Origin of the sequence: Hymenobacter negativus (genome assembly GCF_016056375.1) — a bacterium.
Classification (GTDB): Bacteria; Bacteroidota; Bacteroidia; order Cytophagales; family Hymenobacteraceae; genus Hymenobacter; species Hymenobacter negativus_A.
Map to the genome: position 1 here is coordinate 192403 of NZ_JAEDAE010000007.1, position 20022 is coordinate 212424.

Genomic DNA, 20022 nt, shown 5'->3' on the forward strand with positions numbered 1-20022 from the left:
TACAAATTCCCTTTTCATTCCTAAACCTTTTCACATGAAGCAATCCTACGATGCGATTTTTCGGACACCTGTGCGCTGGTGCATATTGGTGGCCGTGCTGCTCTGGAGCCAGTTGGCGAATGCGCAGACTTACCTGCTGCCCACTTCGGGCATAAATACCGTGACCACTTGCGCGGGCACGCTCTATGACGATGGCGGCGCGTCGGGACCTTACTCGACCAACGCGTTGGGGGGGACCACGCTGGTCCCGGCCACCGCTGGCAATAAAATCCGCCTGCAATTCAGCCAGTTCAATATTGACCCTTACTACGATGTAGTGCGGATTTATGATGGCAGCTCGACTTCGGCACCGCTCATTGGCGAGTACACCAACTACAACCTGCCCCCGGCATCGGTGTACGCGACCAACGCAACGGGCAGCCTGACGGTGGTGCTCCAGAGTGACTACTACTACAGCCTGAGCGGTATTGAGGCGGCCGTGTCGTGCGTAACGACGGTGCCGCTGGCCGATTTGGCAGTGCAGGGCGCTTCGGTGAGCCCCCTGAGCACGGTGGCCGGCAATTCGGTGTCGCTGAGCTGCTCTATTTATAACATCGGGGCCGGGGTGGCCAGCAGCAGCAGCGTTGGCTATTATTTCTCGACGGATGCCACGCTGGATGCCAACGACGTACTGCTGGGTAATTCGACGGGGGCCTCGCTGAACCCGGGCTTGTCGAGCAGCCGCTATGCTTCGGTTACTATTCCGGCCACGACCGCGCCGGGCAGCTACTATATCCTGTTTGCTGGCGACTACCTGAGCCAGGTGAGCGAGAGCAACGAAAACAATAACGTGGCCTCGGTGAACGTGACGGTGACGGCACCCAGCATCGACCTGACTATTTTGCAGCCGTCAGTGACGCCAACGACTACGGCCGTGGGCACACCGATATCCATGAGCTGCTATATCCTGAATACGGGTAATGCCACGGCTGCCAGCAGTAGCGTTGGTTTTTATATTTCTACCAATAACACATTGGATGCCAACGATGTCCTGTTGACTTCGCAGTACGGTGGGTCCCTCACTACGACGTATTCATCGTCGCGCTACGGTACGGCCGCAATTCCGACGGGCCTGACGCCAGGAACCTACTACATTCTGTTTGTGGCCGACTATCAGGGCCAAGTAGCGGAAACCAACGAGACGAACAACGTGGCATCCGTTGCTATTACAGTAGCCCCTCCCGGTGTGGATTTGATAGTGCAGCAGCCTTCGCTGTACTATACTTCAACCGTGGCCGGCGGTACGGTGCAGGCTTCGGCATCGATATATAACCAGGGCAACGTGACGGCTACGAGCAGCACGATGGGCTTTTACCTCTCGACCAATACTACGCTGGATGCCAGCGACGTGCTGCTGTCGACCGTAACGGGCGGTTCGTTGGCTGCCAACTTATCCTCGTACCGCTCGGCTAACCTGACGGTGCCGGTGGGCACGGCGGCAGGCAGCTACTACGTACTGTTTGTGGCCGACCCCACGAACGTGGTGACGGAAACCAACGAAACCAACAACGTGAGCAGCGTGGCGCTGACGGTAATTGCGCCGACGATTGACCTGTCGGTAACCTACCCCTACGTTTCGCCGACAACGGTGGCGGCGGGGGGCAGCGCCAGCGCTTCGTGCTACCTCAATAACCTGGGCAATGCCACGGCCAGCCCTGCGAATATCAGCTTCTACCTGTCGACGGACAACGTGTTCAGCACGAACGACGTGCTGGTAGGCAGCCAGACGAATTCTTCGCTGTACGGCGGTGGTTACCTAAGCATCTACTCAACCATCACGGTACCGTCGGCTACGACTTCGGGCACGTACTACCTATTGTTTGTGGCCGACCCGGCTAATGCCGTGACGGAAACCAACGAGAACAACAACGTGGCCAGCACCACCCTGGTGGTAACGGCTCCGGGCATCGACCTGCAAATGAGCCAAGTATATGCCTCGCCCTACACCATTGGGGCCGGCGGCACGCTGAGCCTGAGCTCGTACATTTACAACACGGGTACCGTCTCCTCGCCGAGCAGCACGGTGGGCTACTACCTGTCGACGAACGCGACGCTGGATGCCAGCGACGTGCTGCTGAACACCGTGGCCGGCAGCTCATTGGCAGCCAATGCAAGCTCCTACCGCACGGCTTCGGCTACTGTGCCAGTGGGCACGGCGGCCGGCTACTACTACGTGCTGTTTGTGGCCGACCCGGCCAATGCGGTGACGGAAACCAACGAAACCAATAACGTAGCCAGCACCTCCATTCAGGTAATTGCTCCAACGATTGATTTGTCGGTGACCTACCCCTATGTGACGCCCACTTCGGTGGCGGCAGGGGCCAGCGTAAGCGCTTCGTGCTACCTCAACAACCTCGGCAATAGCGCTGCTACCCCGGCCAACATCAATTTCTACTTGTCGACGGACAATGTATTCAGCGCGAATGATGTGCTGGTGGGCAGCCAGCCAAACTCCACGCTGTATGGCGGCGGTTACCTGAGCATTTACTCAACCATCACGGTGCCGGCAACTACGGCTTCGGGCACGTATTACGTGCTGTTTGTGGCCGACCCAACCAATGCGGTGGCCGAAACCAACGAGAACAACAACGTGGCCAGCACCACCCTGGTGGTAACGGCTCCGGGCATCGACCTGCAGATGAGCCAGGTGTATGCCTCGCCTTACACCGTTGGTACTGGAGCAACGCTGAGCCTGACCTCGTATATCTACAACACGGGCTCGTTGTCGTCGCCGAGTAGCACTATTGGCTATTATTTGTCGACCAATTCGACACTGGATGCCAGCGACGTGTTGCTGACCACCGTGGCTGGTGGCTCGCTGTCGGCTGGGTTGAGCGCCTACCGGACGGCCTCGGCTACCATTCCGACGGCAACGGCACCGGGCTACTACTACGTGCTGTTTGTGGCTGACCCGGCCAATGCGGTAACGGAAACCAACGAAAACAACAACGTAGCCAGCACCACCATCCAGGTAACTGCGCCGAGCATCGACCTGCAGATTACGCAGCTGTACATGAACCTCACGTCGGTAGCACCTGGTACTTCGGTTGCGGTTACTTCCTACATCTACAATGCAGGCAACACGTCCTCGCCGAGCAGCAACGTGGGCTATTACCTGTCGACGAACTCGACGCTGGATGCCAACGATGTGCTGATGAGCACGACCACCGGCGGCCAGCTTGGGGCCTACCAGTCGTTGACCTCGTATGGCAACGTGACCATCCCGACGGGTACCGCTGCTGGCAACTACTACCTGCTGGCCGTAGCCGACCCCACGAACGTGGTGACGGAAACCAACGAGAACAACAACGTAGCCTATTACTACTTCACGGTAACGGGCCCCTTCACGGGTACCATTGTGCCTTTCTCGGGCACTAATACCGTGACTACCTGCAGCACCACGGTGTATGACCACGGCGGATTCGGCAACTATTCGGACAATGCCAACGGCACGCTGACCATCAACCCCGGCACGGCCAACAGCCGCATTCAGCTTTCGTTCAACTCGTTCGCAGTGGAATCCTGCTGCGACCGTTTGATGATTTACGATGGTCCGGATGCACAGTCGCCGCTGCTGGCTACGCTTACGGCCATGCCGTCGCTGCCCATCATGGCTACCAATTCGACCGGTGCCCTGACGCTGGTATTCACGAGCGATGGCAGCGTGACGGCCTCGGGCTTCGATGCTGCCGTGACCTGCGTAACGGCTCCCACGATTCTGCCCGACCTGCTGCTGACGCAGATTGGCGCTTCGCCGTCGTCGGTGCCCGCTGGTGGCAACCTGTCGCTGAGCGCTACCGTGGCCAACCAGGGTGGCGGTTCGGCGGCCAGCTCGGCCGTGGGCTATTACCTCTCCACCAACCAGACGCTGGATGCCAGCGACGTTCAGCTGGGTAGCAGCGCCGGTACCTCGCTGGCGGCCACGGTAAGCGCCAACCGCCAGTTGGTAGCCACCGTGCCGGCCAGCACCACGCCGGGTGCTTACTACGTGCTGTTTGTGGCCGACCCGCTGAATGTGGTAGCCGAAGCCAACGAAACCAACAACCTCGCGTCCCTGGCCGTGACGGTAACCACCGGGCTGGCCAGCCGCGAGCAAACCGCTGGCTACAGCGTGGCCGTAGCGCCTAACCCCGTGGCCAACGGCGATGCCTTGCGCGTGCAAATGACCGGTGTGGGCGCAACCTGCACGGCATCGGTGGACTTGTACAATGCCTTGGGGCAGCGGGTGAGCTCGCAGCAATTGCAGCTGGGCACCGGCCGCGCCAATCAGGCCGAGATTCCGACGCGTGGCTTGGCTACCGGGGTGTATGTGCTGCACCTCACCGGCACGAACCTGAACGTGACGCGCCGCGTGGTAGTCGAATAACCTGCGCAAGCTAACCGAGCCCACTAGGGCTCGGAGCGGGGGCGGCTGCCCGGACCAATGTCCGGGCCAGCCGCCCCCGCTTATTTTTGGCTATGCAAGCATATTCAGGCCGGAAGCAGAAGCGGTGGCTAACCAGTGCCAGGGCAAGCCTGCTGGCGCTGGCACTGTTAGTTGCGGGAGCGGCTAGCGGTGGGCTGAGAAAGGCGCAGCAGGACGCGGGGACCAGCCCGGCGCTCAGCCAGGGGCAGGCGGCCGGACAATTCCTACGGGCCGTGCTTCGCGCCAATTATTCGTCCGCTTACAACCGATTGGCGCCGGAAGTCCGGCAGGGTATTAGCCTCGCCCGGTTTACTGCGGCGGCCCGGCCCCTCTGGAAAAGTGGCCAGCGGCCCGGGCGCGGCACCGCCATCGAACTTTACAAGCTAGGCATGCGCCTGGGCGACAGAGGGAGCTCTCGGCTATTCTACAGCTTTTCTTTCGCGGCTGACTCCAGTCTGCGAATTCCCTCAGAGCTGCTGGAAGTTACTTTTCGGGACACCGCTACCCGGGCGGTGCTGGGGTTTAGCCTACGCCCGACTGACGCTACCCGGCCAAAAAAGCCCGCGACAAAAAAAGTGCAAAACCGGTAGCTATTGTCTGCTGCGGAAACGTGCCAATAACGTTGCAGAGCAGACAACTAGGGCAGACAGATTTTGCCCAAGCTAATGCCGGGGGTGCCCGCCACGGTTTCGTTGGCCAATACGGCAAACAGCACGGCTTCTTTGGCATCGGCGGGAATGCCAAGGGCATCGATGGGTGCGAAGCGAGCCGTGGGCAGGTGCCGTTGCAGGGCCCGGAGCAGTGCGGCATTGTGGCTGCCGCCGCCGCTCACGTAGCAGGCGGCATTGGATTGCTCGGCTTCTAGCAAACACTGCGCAACGGCGCGGGCTACCCCGGTAGCCGTTAGCTCAACCAGGGTGGCCAGCACGTCGGCGGGTGGGAGGGAAGCGGTGTCGGTTTTGATTTGGGCTTCGTGCAGATAGTCGGGACCGAACAGCTCCGGTCCGGTGGTTTTAGGTAGCGGTGCGGCGAAAAACGGGTGACTAAGCAATTCCTGTAGCAGGGCTGCATGAGCGGTACCGCTGGCCGCAATTGCGCCGTTTTCATCGTATTCCTGGCCCGGGAAATGCTGCCGCGTTACGGCATCGAGCAACGTGTTGCCAGGGCCGGTATCAGTGGTGAGGGGCTGGCCAGCGGGCCGGGCCGGTAGGTACGTGAAATTAGCAATGCCGCCGAGGTTGAGCAGCAGGCGGTTTTCGGTGGGAGAGGAAAACAGCAACTCGTCGGCATAGCCAGCCAGGGGGGCTCCCTCGAAGCCGTGAGCCACGTGTTTCTGCCGGAAATCGGCCACGGTGATGATGCCGGTGCGCGCCGCCAAATGGTCGCCATCGCCGATTTGCAGCGTGGCGTGGTGCGGGAAATTGGCCTGCTGATGCTGGTGGCGCGGCGCGTGCCAGATGGTTTGGCCGTGGCTGGCAATGAGGTCGACTTCGGCCGCCGCCACCAGCCAGGATTGCAGGCACCCCAGCACCATTTCCGCGTGCTGGCGGGCCACTTCGGCATTGAGAATGGTAACATCCTGCAACGCCACGGTGGGCTGCGAAATGGCGCGCAGCCGCAGGCGAAACTCCGCCGGGTAAGGCAGCGTGGCAAAATGCTCCAACGTGGTCTGCATCCCGGCTCCGTGCCCGACGCAGCGGCACAGCGCCACGTCCAGCCCATCGAGCGAAGTGCCCGACATCAGGCCAATGATGCGGCGGCTGGGCTGCCGGGCCAGCGAGAAAAGACGGACTAGGTACGGATTCACGGGAGGGCCTTTGAGAACTTTTGTGCAGGTATAAAAAGTGGTTTGTGCCCCGTTGTACCGATTGGCTGAAATCTAATCGATTTTCTTGCCGGCCATGGCCTGCTGGATGGAGATATTCATTACCCGCTCGGCGTAGGGGCGCGTCAACTCGTCGAGCTCATCCATGGCTTTCAGAATGGGGTCGCGGTCAGTGCCAGCCAGCGCGGCCTGCACCGTGGCCACTTGGGCGGCGGTAGCCGTCAGCTCCGCTTCGGTGAGGTGCTGGCGGTTTTTCCGGGTGAAATTATTCACCTGGTACAAGAGCTGCTCGGCGGCGGTGCGGGCCTCAATGAGCAGGCGCGCCGCCACGTCGTCTTTGGCGTTCACCAGCGAGTCCATCAGCATCTGCTCCACTTGGTCGTCGGTAAGGCCGTACTGAGGCTTGATTTCGACCTGCTGGCGCGTATTGGAGCGCAGCTCGATGGCTTCCACTTTCAGAATGCCGTCGGCATTCAGCAGGAAGTTTACATCAACCTTAGGCAGGCCGGCGGGCATGGCCGGAATGCCGGTGAGGGTGAACTCGCCCAGCTTGCGGTTTTGGCTCACGAGGTCGCGCTCACCCTGGTACACGGCAATTTTCAGGTTCACCTGCCCATCTACGCTGGTGGTGTACTGGCGGCCGGCTTTGGTCGGGATTTTCGAATTGCGTGGGATGATGGGGTCCAGCAGGCCGCCCAGCGTTTCGATGCCCAGCGTGAGCGGCGTCACGTCCAGCAGCAGCACATCGCGCCGGTTGCCGGCCAGGATATCGGCCTGAATGGCCGCGCCCAGCGCCACCACCTCGTCAGGGTTCAGCGAGTTATTCGCCGGCTGCCCGAAGAATTCCGAAACAGCGTCGTACACCAGCGGCACGCGGGTCGAGCCGCCTACCAGCAGCACGGCGTCGAGCTTGGGAGCAGGAAGCGGGGAGTGGGAAGCGGACGAAGGTTCGGTGGTGTGGCCCGCTTCCCGCTTCTCACTTCCCACTTCCAGTTTGGCATCGGCCAGGGCTAGGCGGCAGGCCGCAATGGTGCGGTCCACCAGCGGACGGATGAGGTCGTTGAACTGCGCACGGGTGAGCGTGACGGTAATATTCTGGCTGGCCTCATCGGTGAGGTGAGTCGTGAAATCGTCGTGCTGGCTGAGGTACTTCTTGGCCATCTCGGCGGCCAGGCGCAGCTGCTGCTGCAGGTGCGGGTTGGTACGGAAGGCCTCCGGCAGGCCGAAGGTGGCCGTCCAATGGTCCACCACGGCGCGGTCCAGGTCGTCGCCCCCGAGGTAGGTGTCGCCGTTGGTACTCAGCACTTCGAAAATGCCCTGCTGAATGCGCAGAATGCTGATATCGAAGGTGCCGCCGCCGAGGTCATACACGGCCACAGTCTTTTCTTCGTCGGGGTCGAGGCCGATGCCATAGGCCAGGGCGGCGGCCGTGGGCTCGTTCACAATGCGCAGCACTTCGAGGCCGGCGAGGCGGCCGGCGTCGCGGGTGGCCTGGCGCTGCGAATCGTTGAAATACGCTGGCACGGTGATTACGGCGCGGTTCACCGGGGTCTTGAGGGCGTGTTCGGCGCGGGCCCGCAGCTCCCGCAGAATGTTGGCCGACAGCTCGATAGGAGAATAGAATCGGTCATCGACCCGGATTTTGACCAGGCCTTCGGAGTTATCGTCGATAACCTTGTAGCCGAGCTGGGTGGCGTGCTGGCCCAGGTCGCGGTAGCTTTTGCCCAGCAGGCGCTTCACCGAGTAGATGGTGCGCTGCGGGTCGGTGAGGAGGTATTCGCGTGCCTCAGCGCCCACAATCGGGTCAGCCCCATCGGCGGGGAAGTGCACCACTGAAGGCACGATGGTGCCCCGGCCCAAATCGTTGATGGCGGTGGGCTGGTGGCTTTCGGGGTGCACGTAGGCCACGAGGCTGTTGGTGGTGCCCAGGTCGATGCCGACTATGATTTCTTCCTGCTGAAGGCTGCCGGTGGCCAGGTTGATTGCTACTGTAGCCATATAAACGAAGGGCGGCCACTGCCGGCAGCCCGAAAAATGAAAGTGAATGGCGCCGAAAAGCGCGATGCAAAAGTACGGGTTAAACCCCGCCATGTCCGGGTCGATATAAGGTCTGGCGTGGTGCCAGCAGCATTAACCAAAATTTTATGGAACTATTATTAGAAAAATCAAAACCGACGCCGCGAGTATGAACGTAAGGAAAGTACAACTGCGCAGCTAGGGCTAAAAAAACTAAATTATATGTTTTTGACAACTCTACTGTTCAGCTTGTAATGCTTTTTAGGTTTCCTTACACCTCACCCCAATCCCATTTTCAGATTTTATGAAAAATCTACTTACTCGCCCTCTTTTCCAGGCTGCTCTGCTCGCAACCGCGGCCGGAGGTGTGGTGGCTCTGAGCAGCCAGCACAACACACTGGAGGCCTCGAGCCACCGCGAAGCCCCCCTCATCGCCGACGACCCGTTGGCCGATAACACCGACCTCTACGCCTTCCGCTCGCCCGACTCGCCCAACAACGATGGCAACGCCAGCGTGACCATCATCGCCAATTACATTCCTCTGGAATTGCCCCAGGGCGGCCCGAACTATAACACGTTCGGCGAAAACGTGCGCTACGAAATCCACGTGAAAAACAACCCGGCCACGGCCGGTGACGACATCACGTACCGTTTCACGTTCACGCGCACCAACCAGGACCCGACCACGTTCTTCAATATCCGGCTGGGGCAGCAAAACCTGAAAACCACTTATACCTGCGAGAAAAGCGTAGGCGGTGGCGCCTTCACCACTATTGTAACCAATGGCGTGGTGCCTCCCCCCAACATCGGCCCGCGTTCCATCAACGGCGCTGCTGGCCTAAACCAGGCTGCTTCGTACTCGGCATTGATGACCAACGCCATTCAGACGCTGTCTGACGGCACCAAAATATTCTGCGGCGCGACGGATGACCCGTTCTTTGCGGACCTGGGCGGCATCTTCGACCTGGGTGGCATCCGCGCCCCCGGCGCAGCCCGCGACGGCTTGGCCCGCAAAAATACCCACGCCATTGCGCTGCAAATTCCGGTGACTGTGCTGGCTAAAGCAGGTACGCCTGCTCTGGGTGCTACAACCAACATTCTGGATTCGAACTACATCATCGGCGTGTGGGCTTCGGCCAGCCGGCCTTCTACCCGCGTGCTGTCGGCCACGGGGGCTGCGCCTACCACGTCGGGCAACTACGTGCAGGTGTCGCGCATTGGCATGCCGCTGCTGAACGAAGTTATCAACCCCATCGGGGCTAAGGATGCCTGGAACTCCGGTACTCCTTATGCCGAGGTTGCGGCTACGGACGATTACCTGTCGAACCCCGAGCTGGGCCTGTACATGGCCGATAATACCCCCGTGCCTCCTGCTGCTCCCAAGCCCGCCGGTCAGACGTATTACGGTGAGGCGGTACAAGGCCTCGGCCCGCTGCGTGTCCAGTCCAAATCGCTGGCTGGCCAGGCCCTGGGTGGCCTGGGCGGGGCTAGCTTCGCTGGCTTTGACTTCCGCAACGGTGCGGCCGGCCTGAGCGGCCTGGCCGGCAATGCTGCCCTGAACGGCACGGCGCTGGCGGCTAATACCTACGGCCCGTATCTGCTGCGCGCCGGCAAGCCGCGCTCGGTTGATATTCTGCCCATCTTCCACACGGGTGTTCCAAACCTGGCTCCCTACCAACTGGCTACCGGCAAAAACGGCAACCCGCTGGCAGCCGGCAAGCCTTTCATCAACAACTTCCTGTTGGTGGGCGGCTCAGCCAGTAACCCCGGTGGCGACATGCTGCGCCTGAACATGGCCGTGCCGCCCACGCCCCGCAACTCGGCTAACTTCAGCTCGGAAGGCCTGCTGGCCGCCGCCGTGCTGGGCCTGACGAATGCTACCTACAACACCACCACGACTGTACAGAACATCCCCAACATGGACGGCTTCCCCAACGGCCGCCGCCTGGAGGATGACGTAACCCGCATCGAACTGCAAGCTGTGGGTGGCGCGGTACTGGCTGCCATTGGCTTGTGGTACGATGACTATACCACGACTTCGACGAGCCCTGTTACCACCCAACTGGGCAACGTGCTGAACTTCAACGCTGGCATTACCGCCAATGACACCACGTTCAAAGCCTCTTTCCCGTACTCGCAGACGCCCTGGAGCGGCACCACGGCCCAGCGCACGGCGCTGGCACAGCGTTCGGCCGGTCTCGGCCTGTCGCCTAACCTGACGGTAGCCAATGCTTACCCCAACCCCTTCGCCGACCGCACCACGCTGCGCTTTGAATTGCCCACCAAAGGCACGATGAGCGTAGTTATCAGCGACGTGACCGGCCGCAAGGTGGCTACCATTGCCAAGGACAAAGCCTTCGGTGCCGGTGCCAACGAACTGGCCTGGACGCCCGGCCGCGATGTAGCTCCCGGCCAGTACATTGCTACGCTGTACAACGGCAGCACTGTGGTGCAATCGGTGCGCATCGAGCGCCACTAGCCTGCGCTGGAAGCTGATTGAAAAGAGCCGTCGTTTGGTCCTGGTTCGGGCTGGCGGCGGCTCTTTTTTTTAGGCGTTAAGTTTACGGTTACTCCTCCACACAGTCATCTTTCTCTGTTTTGAAAAAGTACTTATACCCCGGTTTATTGGTTGTTTTTGGCTTGATGGCGGCCGCCATCTTCTTTTTTAAGAAGCCGGAGGTTCGCACGCCGGAACTGAAAGACCGGCGTGGTAGCCTCTCGGTGGGCAACGAGTGGCTGAATACCAAGGCGGCCATTGAGGGCCTGCTGGCCAAGCTGCGTGCCAACCCTAAGGACCAAAAAAGCCGCCTGCTACTGGCCCAGGCCTACATGCAGGAGGGCCGCGTCACCGGGGACCACCCGTATTACGACGGTGCCGCCATGGGCCTGCTGGAGCAAGTGCTGGCCGCCGAGCCCGAAAACTTTGAGGCGATGTGCTGCAAAGCCTCCCTCTGCCTCACGCAGCACCACTTCGCCCAAGGCCTCGGCATTGCCGAGCAGGCCCAGAAGCTGAACCCCAACAGCGGCTTCGTGTACGGCCTGCTGACCGATGCCAACGTGGAAATGGGCCACTACGAGGACGCCATCAAGATGGCCGACAAGATGAATGCCGTGCGCCCCGACCTGCCCGCCTACGCCCGGGTGAGCTACCTGCGCGAGATTTACGGCGACGTGCCCGGGGCCATTCAGGCGATGGACATGGCCACCAAAGCCGGCTACATTGGCCTGGAGCAAACCGAGTGGACCCGCGTGGCGCTGGGCCACCTCTACGAAGTGAGCGGCGATACGGCCCGCGCCCGCGGCTACTACCTGATGGCGCTATCGGCCCGCCCCGGCTATGCCTACGCGCTGGCCGGCCTGGGCCGCATGGCGGCGGCTCATAAAGACTATGCCCGTGCCATCAAGCTCTACCAGGAAGCCCGCATTACGGTGAAGGATTATGCGTTTGCCGATGAGCTGACCGACCTGTACCGCCTCAACGGCCAGCCCGCCGAGGCCGATAAAATGGCGAAGGAATCCATCGACATGCTGGCCAGTGCGGCCAAGGAAGCCGATAGCAACGAGCAGATGGGCCACTACGCCGACCGCGAGCTGGCCTACGCCTACCTCAAAACCAACGAGCTGGACAAGGCGATGGAGCACGCCAAAATCGAGTACGACCGCCGGCCCGATAACATCGACGTGAACGAAACGATGGCCTGGGTGCTCTACAAGCGTGGCCAGTACGCCGAGGCCCAGAAGTACATGCAGGTGGCCCGTCGCACGGGCTCGAAAAACCCGGTGTTGCTGTGCCGCGCCGGTCTTATCCTCACCAAACTGGGCAAGAATGCCGAAGGCCAGGCCCTGATTGAAAATTCACTGAAAACCGCGCCCTACCTCAATCCCGAAGTAGAAGCCGAGGGTAAAAAGCTGCTGGCGGTACGGTAAGGTGGGTATTTAGTAGTCGGTAGTAAGTATATCAGACTCATATGAAAAATCCGGGCCAGCTACGCCGCTTCCGCCTGCCGCGCCGCGCCCTGGCGGCCCTGCCGCTGCTGGTGCTGCTGGCGTTGCCGGCCGCCGCGCACGTCCTCAATACGGACCTGAGCAAGCTGTCGCGCACGGAGATTTTCTGGACCTACCTGCAGCTGGGCTTCACGCACATCATTCCGCTGGGGTTCGACCACATTCTGTTCATCATCAGCCTCTACATCCTGGAGCCGCGCCTGAAGCCGGTGCTGATGCAGGCCACGGCGTTTACGGTGGCGCATTCCATCACGCTGGGGCTGGCCATGTACGGGCTTATTTCGCCGCCCTCGTCGGTAATTGAGCCGATTATTGCGCTGTCCATTCTGTTTGTGGCCATTGAGAATATCATCACCGACAGGCTCAATCCGTGGCGCTTGCTTATTGTGTTCGGCTTCGGGCTGGTGCACGGCATGGGTTTCGCCAGCGCCCTCACGGGGCTGGGGCTGCCGCAAAAGGACTATTTCGGCTCGCTCATCTCCTTCAACGTAGGCGTGGAGCTGGGCCAGGTGTCGGTGATATTGCTATGCTGGGCGCTGGTGGGCCGCTGGGCTGCCAACAAAAGCTGGTACAAGCAGCGGGTAGTGGTGCCGGTGTCAGTAGTTATCGGACTGATTGCGGCTTACTGGACCGTGGAGCGCGTGTTTTTTGCCTGAATAATTAATCGAGAACCATTCCGCCCTTGCCGGGGCTTTTCGCCGTAGATAGTGCGAACTCCGACCCGGCCCTCATCCATGATTTTTCGCCCCTACCTCACGCTGCTGCTGCTGCTCAACTACCTGCTGGTGGTGGGGGCGGGCCTCGTGGAGCGCCCGGCGCGGGTGATTGACCGGCCCTTTGCCTACGTGCACAGCCCGGACTGCCAGCTGAAGCATACGTTGCGGCTGGCCTGTTTCGATGACTGCAACGGCGTGCAGTACACGGTGCAGAAATACGGGGAGCGTCTACCATTGCAGCAGCTGCTTTCCACCTTCAAAGGCCTGGATACGCACTGCCTGACGGAAACGCGGGTGGTGTTTGCCCGGCCAGTCTTTACGGCCGCCAAGGTCCGGCGGGCGACCCGCGTAGGGGCCGTGCCCGTGGGCTACCGGGGCCAGGTTGAGTTGCCGCCCTGTCGGGGATAAGTTGAGCTTGGGTTCCGGGTTGGCTTGCAGCCAAACGGGGCCGCGGTATGCAGCGGGTGCCATTCGGTAGCCGCGCCGCTTCATCTTATCCAACCATCCGACGCTGCTTGCGGGCCGTTTGTGCCCGGGCGCGTTCAACTCCTCATTCCATGATTTTCCGGGCTAATTACTTCCAACCCGTAGCGGGCGCTACGGGCGTTGCTTCGCGTGTGCAGCTGCCCCCGGCGGGGCGCCTTACCACCAACCCACTCGGCCTGAGCAGCCGCCCCGCGCTGCCCGCTACTGCTATGCGGACCCAGGCGCGCGGCCACCTTGGCCAGCAGCGCACCCAGCACCAGGTGCAGTGCCGCGCCAACTGCATGAGCAAGGCCAATTTCTAGCCGGCTGCCTTTCCTCTTTATTTCACTGCGCGGATGGCAGGCGGCACTTCGGGGCCGCCTGCTACTCGCCTCGCTACCGGCCTGGATGAAACAACTTCTTACTGCCTTATCGACCTGGAGTCTGGCGCTCGGGTTCTTCTTGCTTACCCAAACCGCGCAGGCCCAGGGCACCGCCACGCTGCGTGGCACCGTGGCCGACTCGCTCTCGGGCCTGCCGCTGGCCGGCGTGAGCGTGGGCCTGACGGGCCAACCCGGCGGCACTGCCACCGATGCGCTGGGCAACTTCCGGCTGGGCGGCATTGCCCCCGGCACTTACCAGCTGCGCGTGGGAGCTTTGGGCTACCGCGCTCAAACCATGCCCCTGACGCTGGCCGCCGGCGAAACCCGCCGCCTGGCCCTCACCGCCGCCGCCACCACGCTCAGCCTGGCCGAAGTAACCGTGAGCCAGCCCCGCGACCCCAACCAGAGCCTGGCCGCCATCTCGCACATCGACCAGCTGCTGCGGCCCGTGAACTCAGCACAGGATTTATTACGCCTTGTGCCGGGCCTGTTTATTGCCCAGCACGCGGGTGGCGGCAAGGCCGAGCAGATTTTCCTGCGCGGCTTCGACTGCGACCACGGCACCGATTTCGCGGTGAGCGTAGACGGGCTGCCGGTGAACATGGTGAGCCACGCCCACGGCCAGGGCTACGCCGATTTTCACTTCGTAATCCCCGAAACGGTGGAGCAATTGAAGGTGTACAAAGGCCCGTACACGGCGCGGTTTGGTGATTTTGCCACAGCCGGCGCGGGCGAGTTCACCACCAAAACGCGGTTGGAGCACAGTCAGGTGAAGCTCGAAGTGGGCCAGTTTGATACCCGCCGGGCGCTGGTGATGCTGGACCTGCTGGGCCAGAACCACCACCTGCTCAGCAAGCGGCCGGAAAGTGCCTACGTGGCGGCCGAATACAACTTTACCAACTCGTATTTCGACCAGCCGCAGCACTTCAAACGCTTCAACGGCATGGGCAAGTACACGGGCCAACTCTCTGACAAAACGGCCCTCACGCTGCTGGGCTCGCACTTCACCTCGAACTGGGACGCCAGCGGGCAGATTCCCGAACGCGGCATCCGGGAGGGCATCATTTCACGCTACGGTAGCATTGACCCCACCGAGGGCGGCCGCACCAGCCGTACCAACGCCAGCGCGGCGCTCACCACCGCGCTGCCTCACGATGCCGTGCTGCGCCAGCAGGCCTACTATTCGAAGTACGATTTCAACCTGTTTTCCAACTTCACTTTCTTCCTGCACGACTCGATAAACGGCGACCAAATCGACCAGACCGACGACCGGCACCTGTTCGGCTACACGGCCACGTATGAGCGCGACGACCACCTCGGCGCGCGCAGCCTGCACAGCACGCTGGGCGTGGGCACCCGCAACGATTTCTCCACCCTTGGTCTGCGCCACACCGTGCGCCGGCAGGTGCTTGATACCATCAGCACCGGCCAGCTCTATGAGCGCAACATCAACGCCTACCTCGACGGAACCCTGGCCCTGACCGACCGCCTCACAGTGAACGCAGCCGTGCGGGCCGACTTCTTCACCTTCGATTTCCGGGGCCGGCGCACCGATGAAATCACGGGCGCACTGGCCCCGTTGCGTGGCCGCGTGGCCCGCGCCCGCGTGTCGCCCAAGCTCAACCTGTACTACCAGCTCACGCCGGCCGTGCAGCTGTTTGCCCGCTCAGGCTTCGGATTTCATTCCAATGATGCGCGGGGCGTGATTCAGGGCGTGAATGCCAACGTGCTGCCCCGCGCCATCGGCTCCGAAATCGGCAGCACGTTTAAGCCGTTGCCCAGCCTGGTGGTGAACGCGGCGCTGTGGAGTCTGCATTTGCAGGACGAGCTAGTGTACGTGGGCGACGAGGCCGTGGTGGAAAGCACCGGCCCTACTCAGCGCTACGGGCTGGATTTGTCGGTGCGCTACCAGCTGAGCAGCCGGATTTTTGTCGATGGCGACTTCAACTACAACCACGGCCGCCAGCTCGACGCGCCCGAAAAAGCCAACTACATTCCGCTCGCGCCCACCTTCACCAGCACCGGCGGCCTCACCTACCGGGCCCCGAAGGGCCTGAGCGGCAGTCTGCGCTACCGTCACATCGACAACCGGCCGGCCAACGACGACGGCAGCATCACGGCCCGCGGCTACTTCCTGCTCGATGCCGTGCTGGCCTACACCACGTCCCGCTTCCAAATTGGGGCTTCGGCCGAAAACCTGCTGAATGCGGAGTGGAACCAGGCCCAGTTCGCCACCCAAACCCGCCTGATAAACACGCCCAAGCGCGAGCCCCTCGAAGGCATCGACGAACTGCACTTCACGCCCGGCACCCCATTCTATGCCAAGCTTAATGTGAGCCTGTTTTTCTAGCCTGCTACTGTTTTTCCGCAGGCGCGTCAACAGCCTAAAAACAAAAAGCCTCTCCGGTTACTCGGAGAGGCTTTTTGTTTCCGAACGAAATGGCTTATTGCACCGCCACCTTCTGGCTCACGTGAAACTCTGGCACACTCAGCTGGTAGATGCCAGCTGGTAGCGTCTTTTTCACGCCGAGGCGCAGCTCGTTGGAGCCGTTGTAGAGGCGCACGGTTTCGGTGTGCACCAGGCGGCCGGTCAGGTCGTGCAGCTGCACGGTGGCGGCCTGCTCGCGGTTGGCGGTAATCACCACGTCGATGCGGTCGGCGGCGGTGGGGTTGGGATACACCAGCACTTCGGCGGTGGCGGCCTCCTGGGCGGTGGCCAGGGCGTTGGCGTCGCGGCGGCCGGTCATGGCTCCGGTTACCACGGTGGGGGCGGTGTAGGTCACCTTCACAAATGCGCCTTGGGCGGGGTTGGCGGTGCTCGCGTTTTTAGCTTTCAGCGTGTACCAGCCCTCGGTGGTGGGGGTGTAGGTGCCCGTGAGGGTACCGGTGCCGGTCTGGCTGCTCACCACGGTGCCGGCACTGTTGAGCACGGCCACCGTGAGGCTGCGCGTTGCATCCACGGGGTAGAGGTTGTAGGTGACGCTCTTGTTGGCAGCCACGTAGATGCGGCCGGCCGTGCGGTAGGCCGTGCTGGCGGCGGGCAGCGCGCCACCCTGGCCCAGCGAGCGGCTGTCGGAGTCGCCGAGGTCATTGGCCAGCTCCCATTCCTGGGTAGTGGTCAGGGCCGGGCGGGTGTAGCCGGTCACGGCGTTGGTGGGAGCCCACACCGAGTAACCGCGGCGGCCACCAGCGGCCGTGCCGTTGCACGGCGGCGTGTTGATGGCCACGGTCTGGCTGGCGCTCACCGTCACGGTAGCCGTGCCGTTGGCCCCCGAGTAGTCCTTGAGCACGGTGCCGGGGGCGAAGTCGCAGCTCACCGTGTTATTCTGCCAAGTGGTGTAGTTGTCGTTGATGCCGATGATGGCCTTGGTGCTGCGCTCAATCACGAGGTGGTCGGCGGCCTGCCAGCGCACTTTGTACGCGCCGTCCTTGAAGTGCAGGTTCTGGTGGCACCACACCAGGTTCACGAGGTCGTCGCGGGTGGGCAGGTCCACGGTGCTTTTGGGGCTGTGGCTGTAGCGCTTGCTGGTGTTGCCCACGTTGAACACGTCCTCAAAAAACAGCATCGGCGAGCCATCCATGGCCAGCGCGGCGGCATACACGGCCGAGAGGCGCGGGTCGAACGGGTCGATGTGCGGGGCCAGCTCCGAGCCGGTGTTCCAGCCGGTGTAGTTGCCGTTGGCGTCCACCTGCGGGCGCATGGTGTCGTGGTTGTTCACGAAGGGCACCGTGCGGTGCACATACGTCCCGCCGATGTTCACCACGCGGGTATTCTGCTGGTAGGTGGGTAAGGTGCCGATATCGAAGCTGCCGCCCTGACTCACAATCTGATACAGGCCATTGCGCAGCGAGAAGTCAAAGGTGCCGGCGCGGTTGTTCACGTTGGCCACCCAGCCGTCCATCTGCGAGGCCGAGCCCACCCATTCGCCCACGGCGTACATGGTGGCCCCGCCGCTGGCCCAGCCAGCGTTGCTTTGCAGGTTATACAGGAAATCCTCGCTGGCGAAGTCCGGGAAATGCTTCACTGCATCCATCCGCACGCCATCGAAACCCACCTGCTTCTTGTACCAAATCAGCCAGTTGCGGTTACCGGTGCGCATATAGTCGCTGGCCTGCGCGGGGTTGTAGGTGGTGGCGTTGGAGCTTTGGCCGTAGGAGCCGGGGTAGTAGCTGATGTCCGGCCCGAAGTAGGGCGCGTTCCAGTCGCCCGTGGTCGAGTTGTTGCCCTGGTTGGGGTTGAAGTTCTCCCAGTTCTTCGCGAAGCGGCCCGAGCGGCCGTAGTAGTCGGCGGCGCTTTCGTCGGTCACGGGCCGGCCGTAGCTCACATAGCGGAAGTTCTTGTACTTGCTGGTCGTGCCATCTTCCCAGGCGCCGGGGTCCTGCCCGCCCGCGCCGTTCGAGGAGCCCGCCCCGTCGTTGTGGTTCAGCACCACGTCCTGAATCACCTCCACGCCATTGGCGTGCAGCACGGCCACGGCGCGCAGCAGCTCGTCTTTGGTGCCCATGCGGGTAGCCAGGAAGCCCTTTTGCCATTTATCGCCCAGGTCGTAGTTGTCGAAAGGGGAGTAGCCATTGCCCTGGTTGGCGTTTTTGATGGTCGGCGGAATCCAGATGGCGTCCACGCCCATGCTCTTGAGGCGCGGTGCTAGGTCAGCGAGGTAGTTAGCCCAGCCGTTGGGGTAATTGCTATTCCAGAAATCCCACCAGAAGCCCTGCATCACCACTTTTTGGGCGTGGGCGCTCTGGTTGCCGGCCCCCAGCAAGGCCATCGCCAGGGCCAGCGTGAACCGGAATCGTTTGCGGAATGGAAAATGAGGAGAAAAGTGCATCATGTGTGGGAATTTGGGTTTTGTGAAGAAAGAGTAAGCGCAGCTTGCCAACCAGCAGCCACCTAAAAATCAGGTTTTGTTGCTGATTGATGGTGTCAAGGTAGAAGAAATGGTTTGCATGACCTCAAAATGACAAAATATTATTTGCGCATTCGATTGCACTTTTTAAATAATTGTGCTATGCGGATATTTATTGTTCATCACACCTCGGGTTAGTCCCGGTTCCACGCTTTATCTGTTGCCCGCCATCCGCATGTGGCCTAAATCATTTTAGTAAAAGAGCGGGCCGGCGTACGGTAGCTGTGGCGGCCGGCTGTAATTTCGGCTTATGGTTAGGTTGAAAGCAGCACGGGGTATTGCCAAAACGGCCGTCGAGAGGGCGCACTTGGTTAGTTGCCTGGCGGCGGCGCTGCTCACGGCCGGCTGCCAGCTGCGAGCCGAAGAGGCCCAGATGCCCGCTAAAAAAACCGTCTCAGCCGCTGCGCCTATCACAGCAGCCATTTCCCCTACTGCGCCGGCAACTGCCGATGTGCCCGATTCGCTGCGTCTGACGCCGGTACCCGCCCTGACTGCCGTCCCCGACACGTTGCACCGGGCCATCCAGCAGCTGCACGCCGCCCTTGGCCCTGCTGCCGCCGCGCTGCGCCCCGAAGTACTGGAGCAGGCGTGCGTGGGCTACCTCACGCTGCATCCCACCGGCCGTATCGAGCGGGCCGGCCTGCTGGCCGTGGCCGATATGGACCTGCCCAATACCACCGAACGTCTCTGGGTCATCGACCTCCAGAATGCCCAGGTAATACACCGCAGCCTCGTCGCGCACGGCGAAGGCTCGGGCCACCTACGCGCGCGTCGCTTCTCCAACCGGGAGTCTTCCGCCTGCACTTCGCTGGGCTTCTACCGCACCGGAGCTACCTACGATGGCATTCACGGCTACTCACGCCGCATCGAGGGCCTGGACAAGGGGCAAAATGCCAATGCTTTCGACCGCTACGTGGTGCTGCACGCGGCTGACTACGCCAGCCCGAAATACATCGAAAAATACGGCCACCTGGGCTACAGCCGGGGCTGCCCGGCCCTGCCGCCCGAGCAGTTTAAGGACATTATTGCCACGCTCCGGGTGGGCAGCATGCTACTCGTGAGCGGCCCCGGCCTGGCCTCGCGCTGGCTGGATGGCGGGGCCGCCGGGCGGCGCTTTTTGCAGCGCGGCTGGCGCTAGGCGGGCGGCCTGGTAGGGCAAAAACGGAATCATTTTGGCTAATACGGGGTTTAGGAATAGCCACCGGGATTTCTATTCCGTATAATGCTTTGGAAACAGTTGCTGCGTTTGCAAAGGCTGTTT

General features: G+C 61.7%; 11 protein-coding genes and 1 pseudogene. 8 read left to right on the plus strand and 4 right to left on the minus strand.

Features of this window, described 5'->3' with window-relative positions; all coding sequences use genetic code 11:
• Positions 1-34: 34 nt before the first annotated feature.
• Complete coding sequence (locus I7X13_RS15590) at positions 35-4405, plus strand: CARDB domain-containing protein (protein WP_198076179.1); 4371 nt, start codon at positions 35-37, stop codon at positions 4403-4405.
• A 676-nt stretch (positions 4406-5081) separates the two neighbouring features.
• Here I7X13_RS15590 and I7X13_RS15595 read toward each other — a convergent pair.
• Together I7X13_RS15595 and I7X13_RS15600 are read right to left on the minus strand one after the other, a co-directional pair.
• Entirely contained in the window at positions 5082-6251 is a 1170-nt protein-coding gene (locus I7X13_RS15595; RefSeq protein WP_317191582.1) for an anhydro-N-acetylmuramic acid kinase, read from the minus strand.
• A gap of 72 nt (positions 6252-6323) precedes the next feature.
• On the minus strand, positions 6324-8267 hold the full coding sequence (locus I7X13_RS15600) for an Hsp70 family protein (protein WP_198076180.1): 1944 nt from the start codon (positions 8265-8267) through the stop codon (positions 6324-6326).
• A gap of 322 nt (positions 8268-8589) precedes the next feature.
• Between I7X13_RS15600 and I7X13_RS15605 the strand changes: the two genes are divergently transcribed.
• The 6 genes from I7X13_RS15605 to I7X13_RS15630 all read left to right on the plus strand — a co-directional run bounded on the left by I7X13_RS15605 (position 8590) and on the right by I7X13_RS15630 (position 16204).
• Positions 8590-10764 carry a DUF4331 family protein gene (locus I7X13_RS15605; RefSeq protein WP_198076181.1) on the plus strand — a complete coding sequence of 725 codons (2175 nt, stop codon included), beginning with the start codon at positions 8590-8592 and terminating at the stop codon, positions 10762-10764.
• 119 nt (positions 10765-10883) lie between these two features.
• The gene (locus I7X13_RS15610) at positions 10884-12212 is read left to right on the plus strand and encodes a tetratricopeptide repeat protein (RefSeq protein WP_198076182.1); all 1329 of its coding nucleotides are present in this window, start codon (positions 10884-10886) and stop codon (positions 12210-12212) included.
• 41 nt (positions 12213-12253) lie between these two features.
• Positions 12254-12946 carry a HupE/UreJ family protein gene (locus I7X13_RS15615; protein ID WP_198076183.1) on the plus strand — a complete coding sequence of 231 codons (693 nt, stop codon included), beginning with the start codon at positions 12254-12256 and terminating at the stop codon, positions 12944-12946.
• A 78-nt stretch (positions 12947-13024) separates the two neighbouring features.
• Positions 13025-13414, plus strand: coding sequence for a hypothetical protein (locus I7X13_RS15620; RefSeq protein ID WP_198067476.1), 390 nt, complete (start codon positions 13025-13027; stop codon positions 13412-13414).
• Positions 13415-13563: 149 nt separating this feature from the next.
• Positions 13564-13794 (plus strand): hypothetical protein, encoded by a 231-nt coding sequence (locus I7X13_RS15625; RefSeq protein WP_198067477.1) that lies wholly within the window; start codon positions 13564-13566, stop codon positions 13792-13794.
• 85 nt (positions 13795-13879) lie between these two features.
• Positions 13880-16204 (plus strand): TonB-dependent receptor, encoded by a 2325-nt coding sequence (locus tag I7X13_RS15630; RefSeq protein ID WP_198076184.1) that lies wholly within the window; start codon positions 13880-13882, stop codon positions 16202-16204.
• A gap of 94 nt (positions 16205-16298) precedes the next feature.
• On the opposite strand, the gene I7X13_RS22045 is transcribed toward I7X13_RS15630, so the two are convergent.
• Positions 16299-17555 carry a T9SS type A sorting domain-containing protein gene (locus I7X13_RS22045; protein ID WP_394368596.1) on the minus strand — a complete coding sequence of 419 codons (1257 nt, stop codon included), beginning with the start codon at positions 17553-17555 and terminating at the stop codon, positions 16299-16301.
• Positions 17547-18686 (minus strand): annotated as a pseudogene (locus I7X13_RS22050) (alpha-amylase family glycosyl hydrolase); the annotation flags it as partial. The pseudogene I7X13_RS22050 and the gene I7X13_RS22045, both read right to left, overlap by 9 nt.
• A 325-nt stretch (positions 18687-19011) precedes the next feature.
• On the opposite strand from I7X13_RS22050, the gene I7X13_RS15640 reads away from it, so the two are divergent.
• Positions 19012-19899 carry a murein L,D-transpeptidase catalytic domain family protein gene (locus I7X13_RS15640; protein WP_198076186.1) on the plus strand — a complete coding sequence of 296 codons (888 nt, stop codon included), beginning with the start codon at positions 19012-19014 and terminating at the stop codon, positions 19897-19899.
• Positions 19900-20022: the final 123 nt, after the last annotated feature.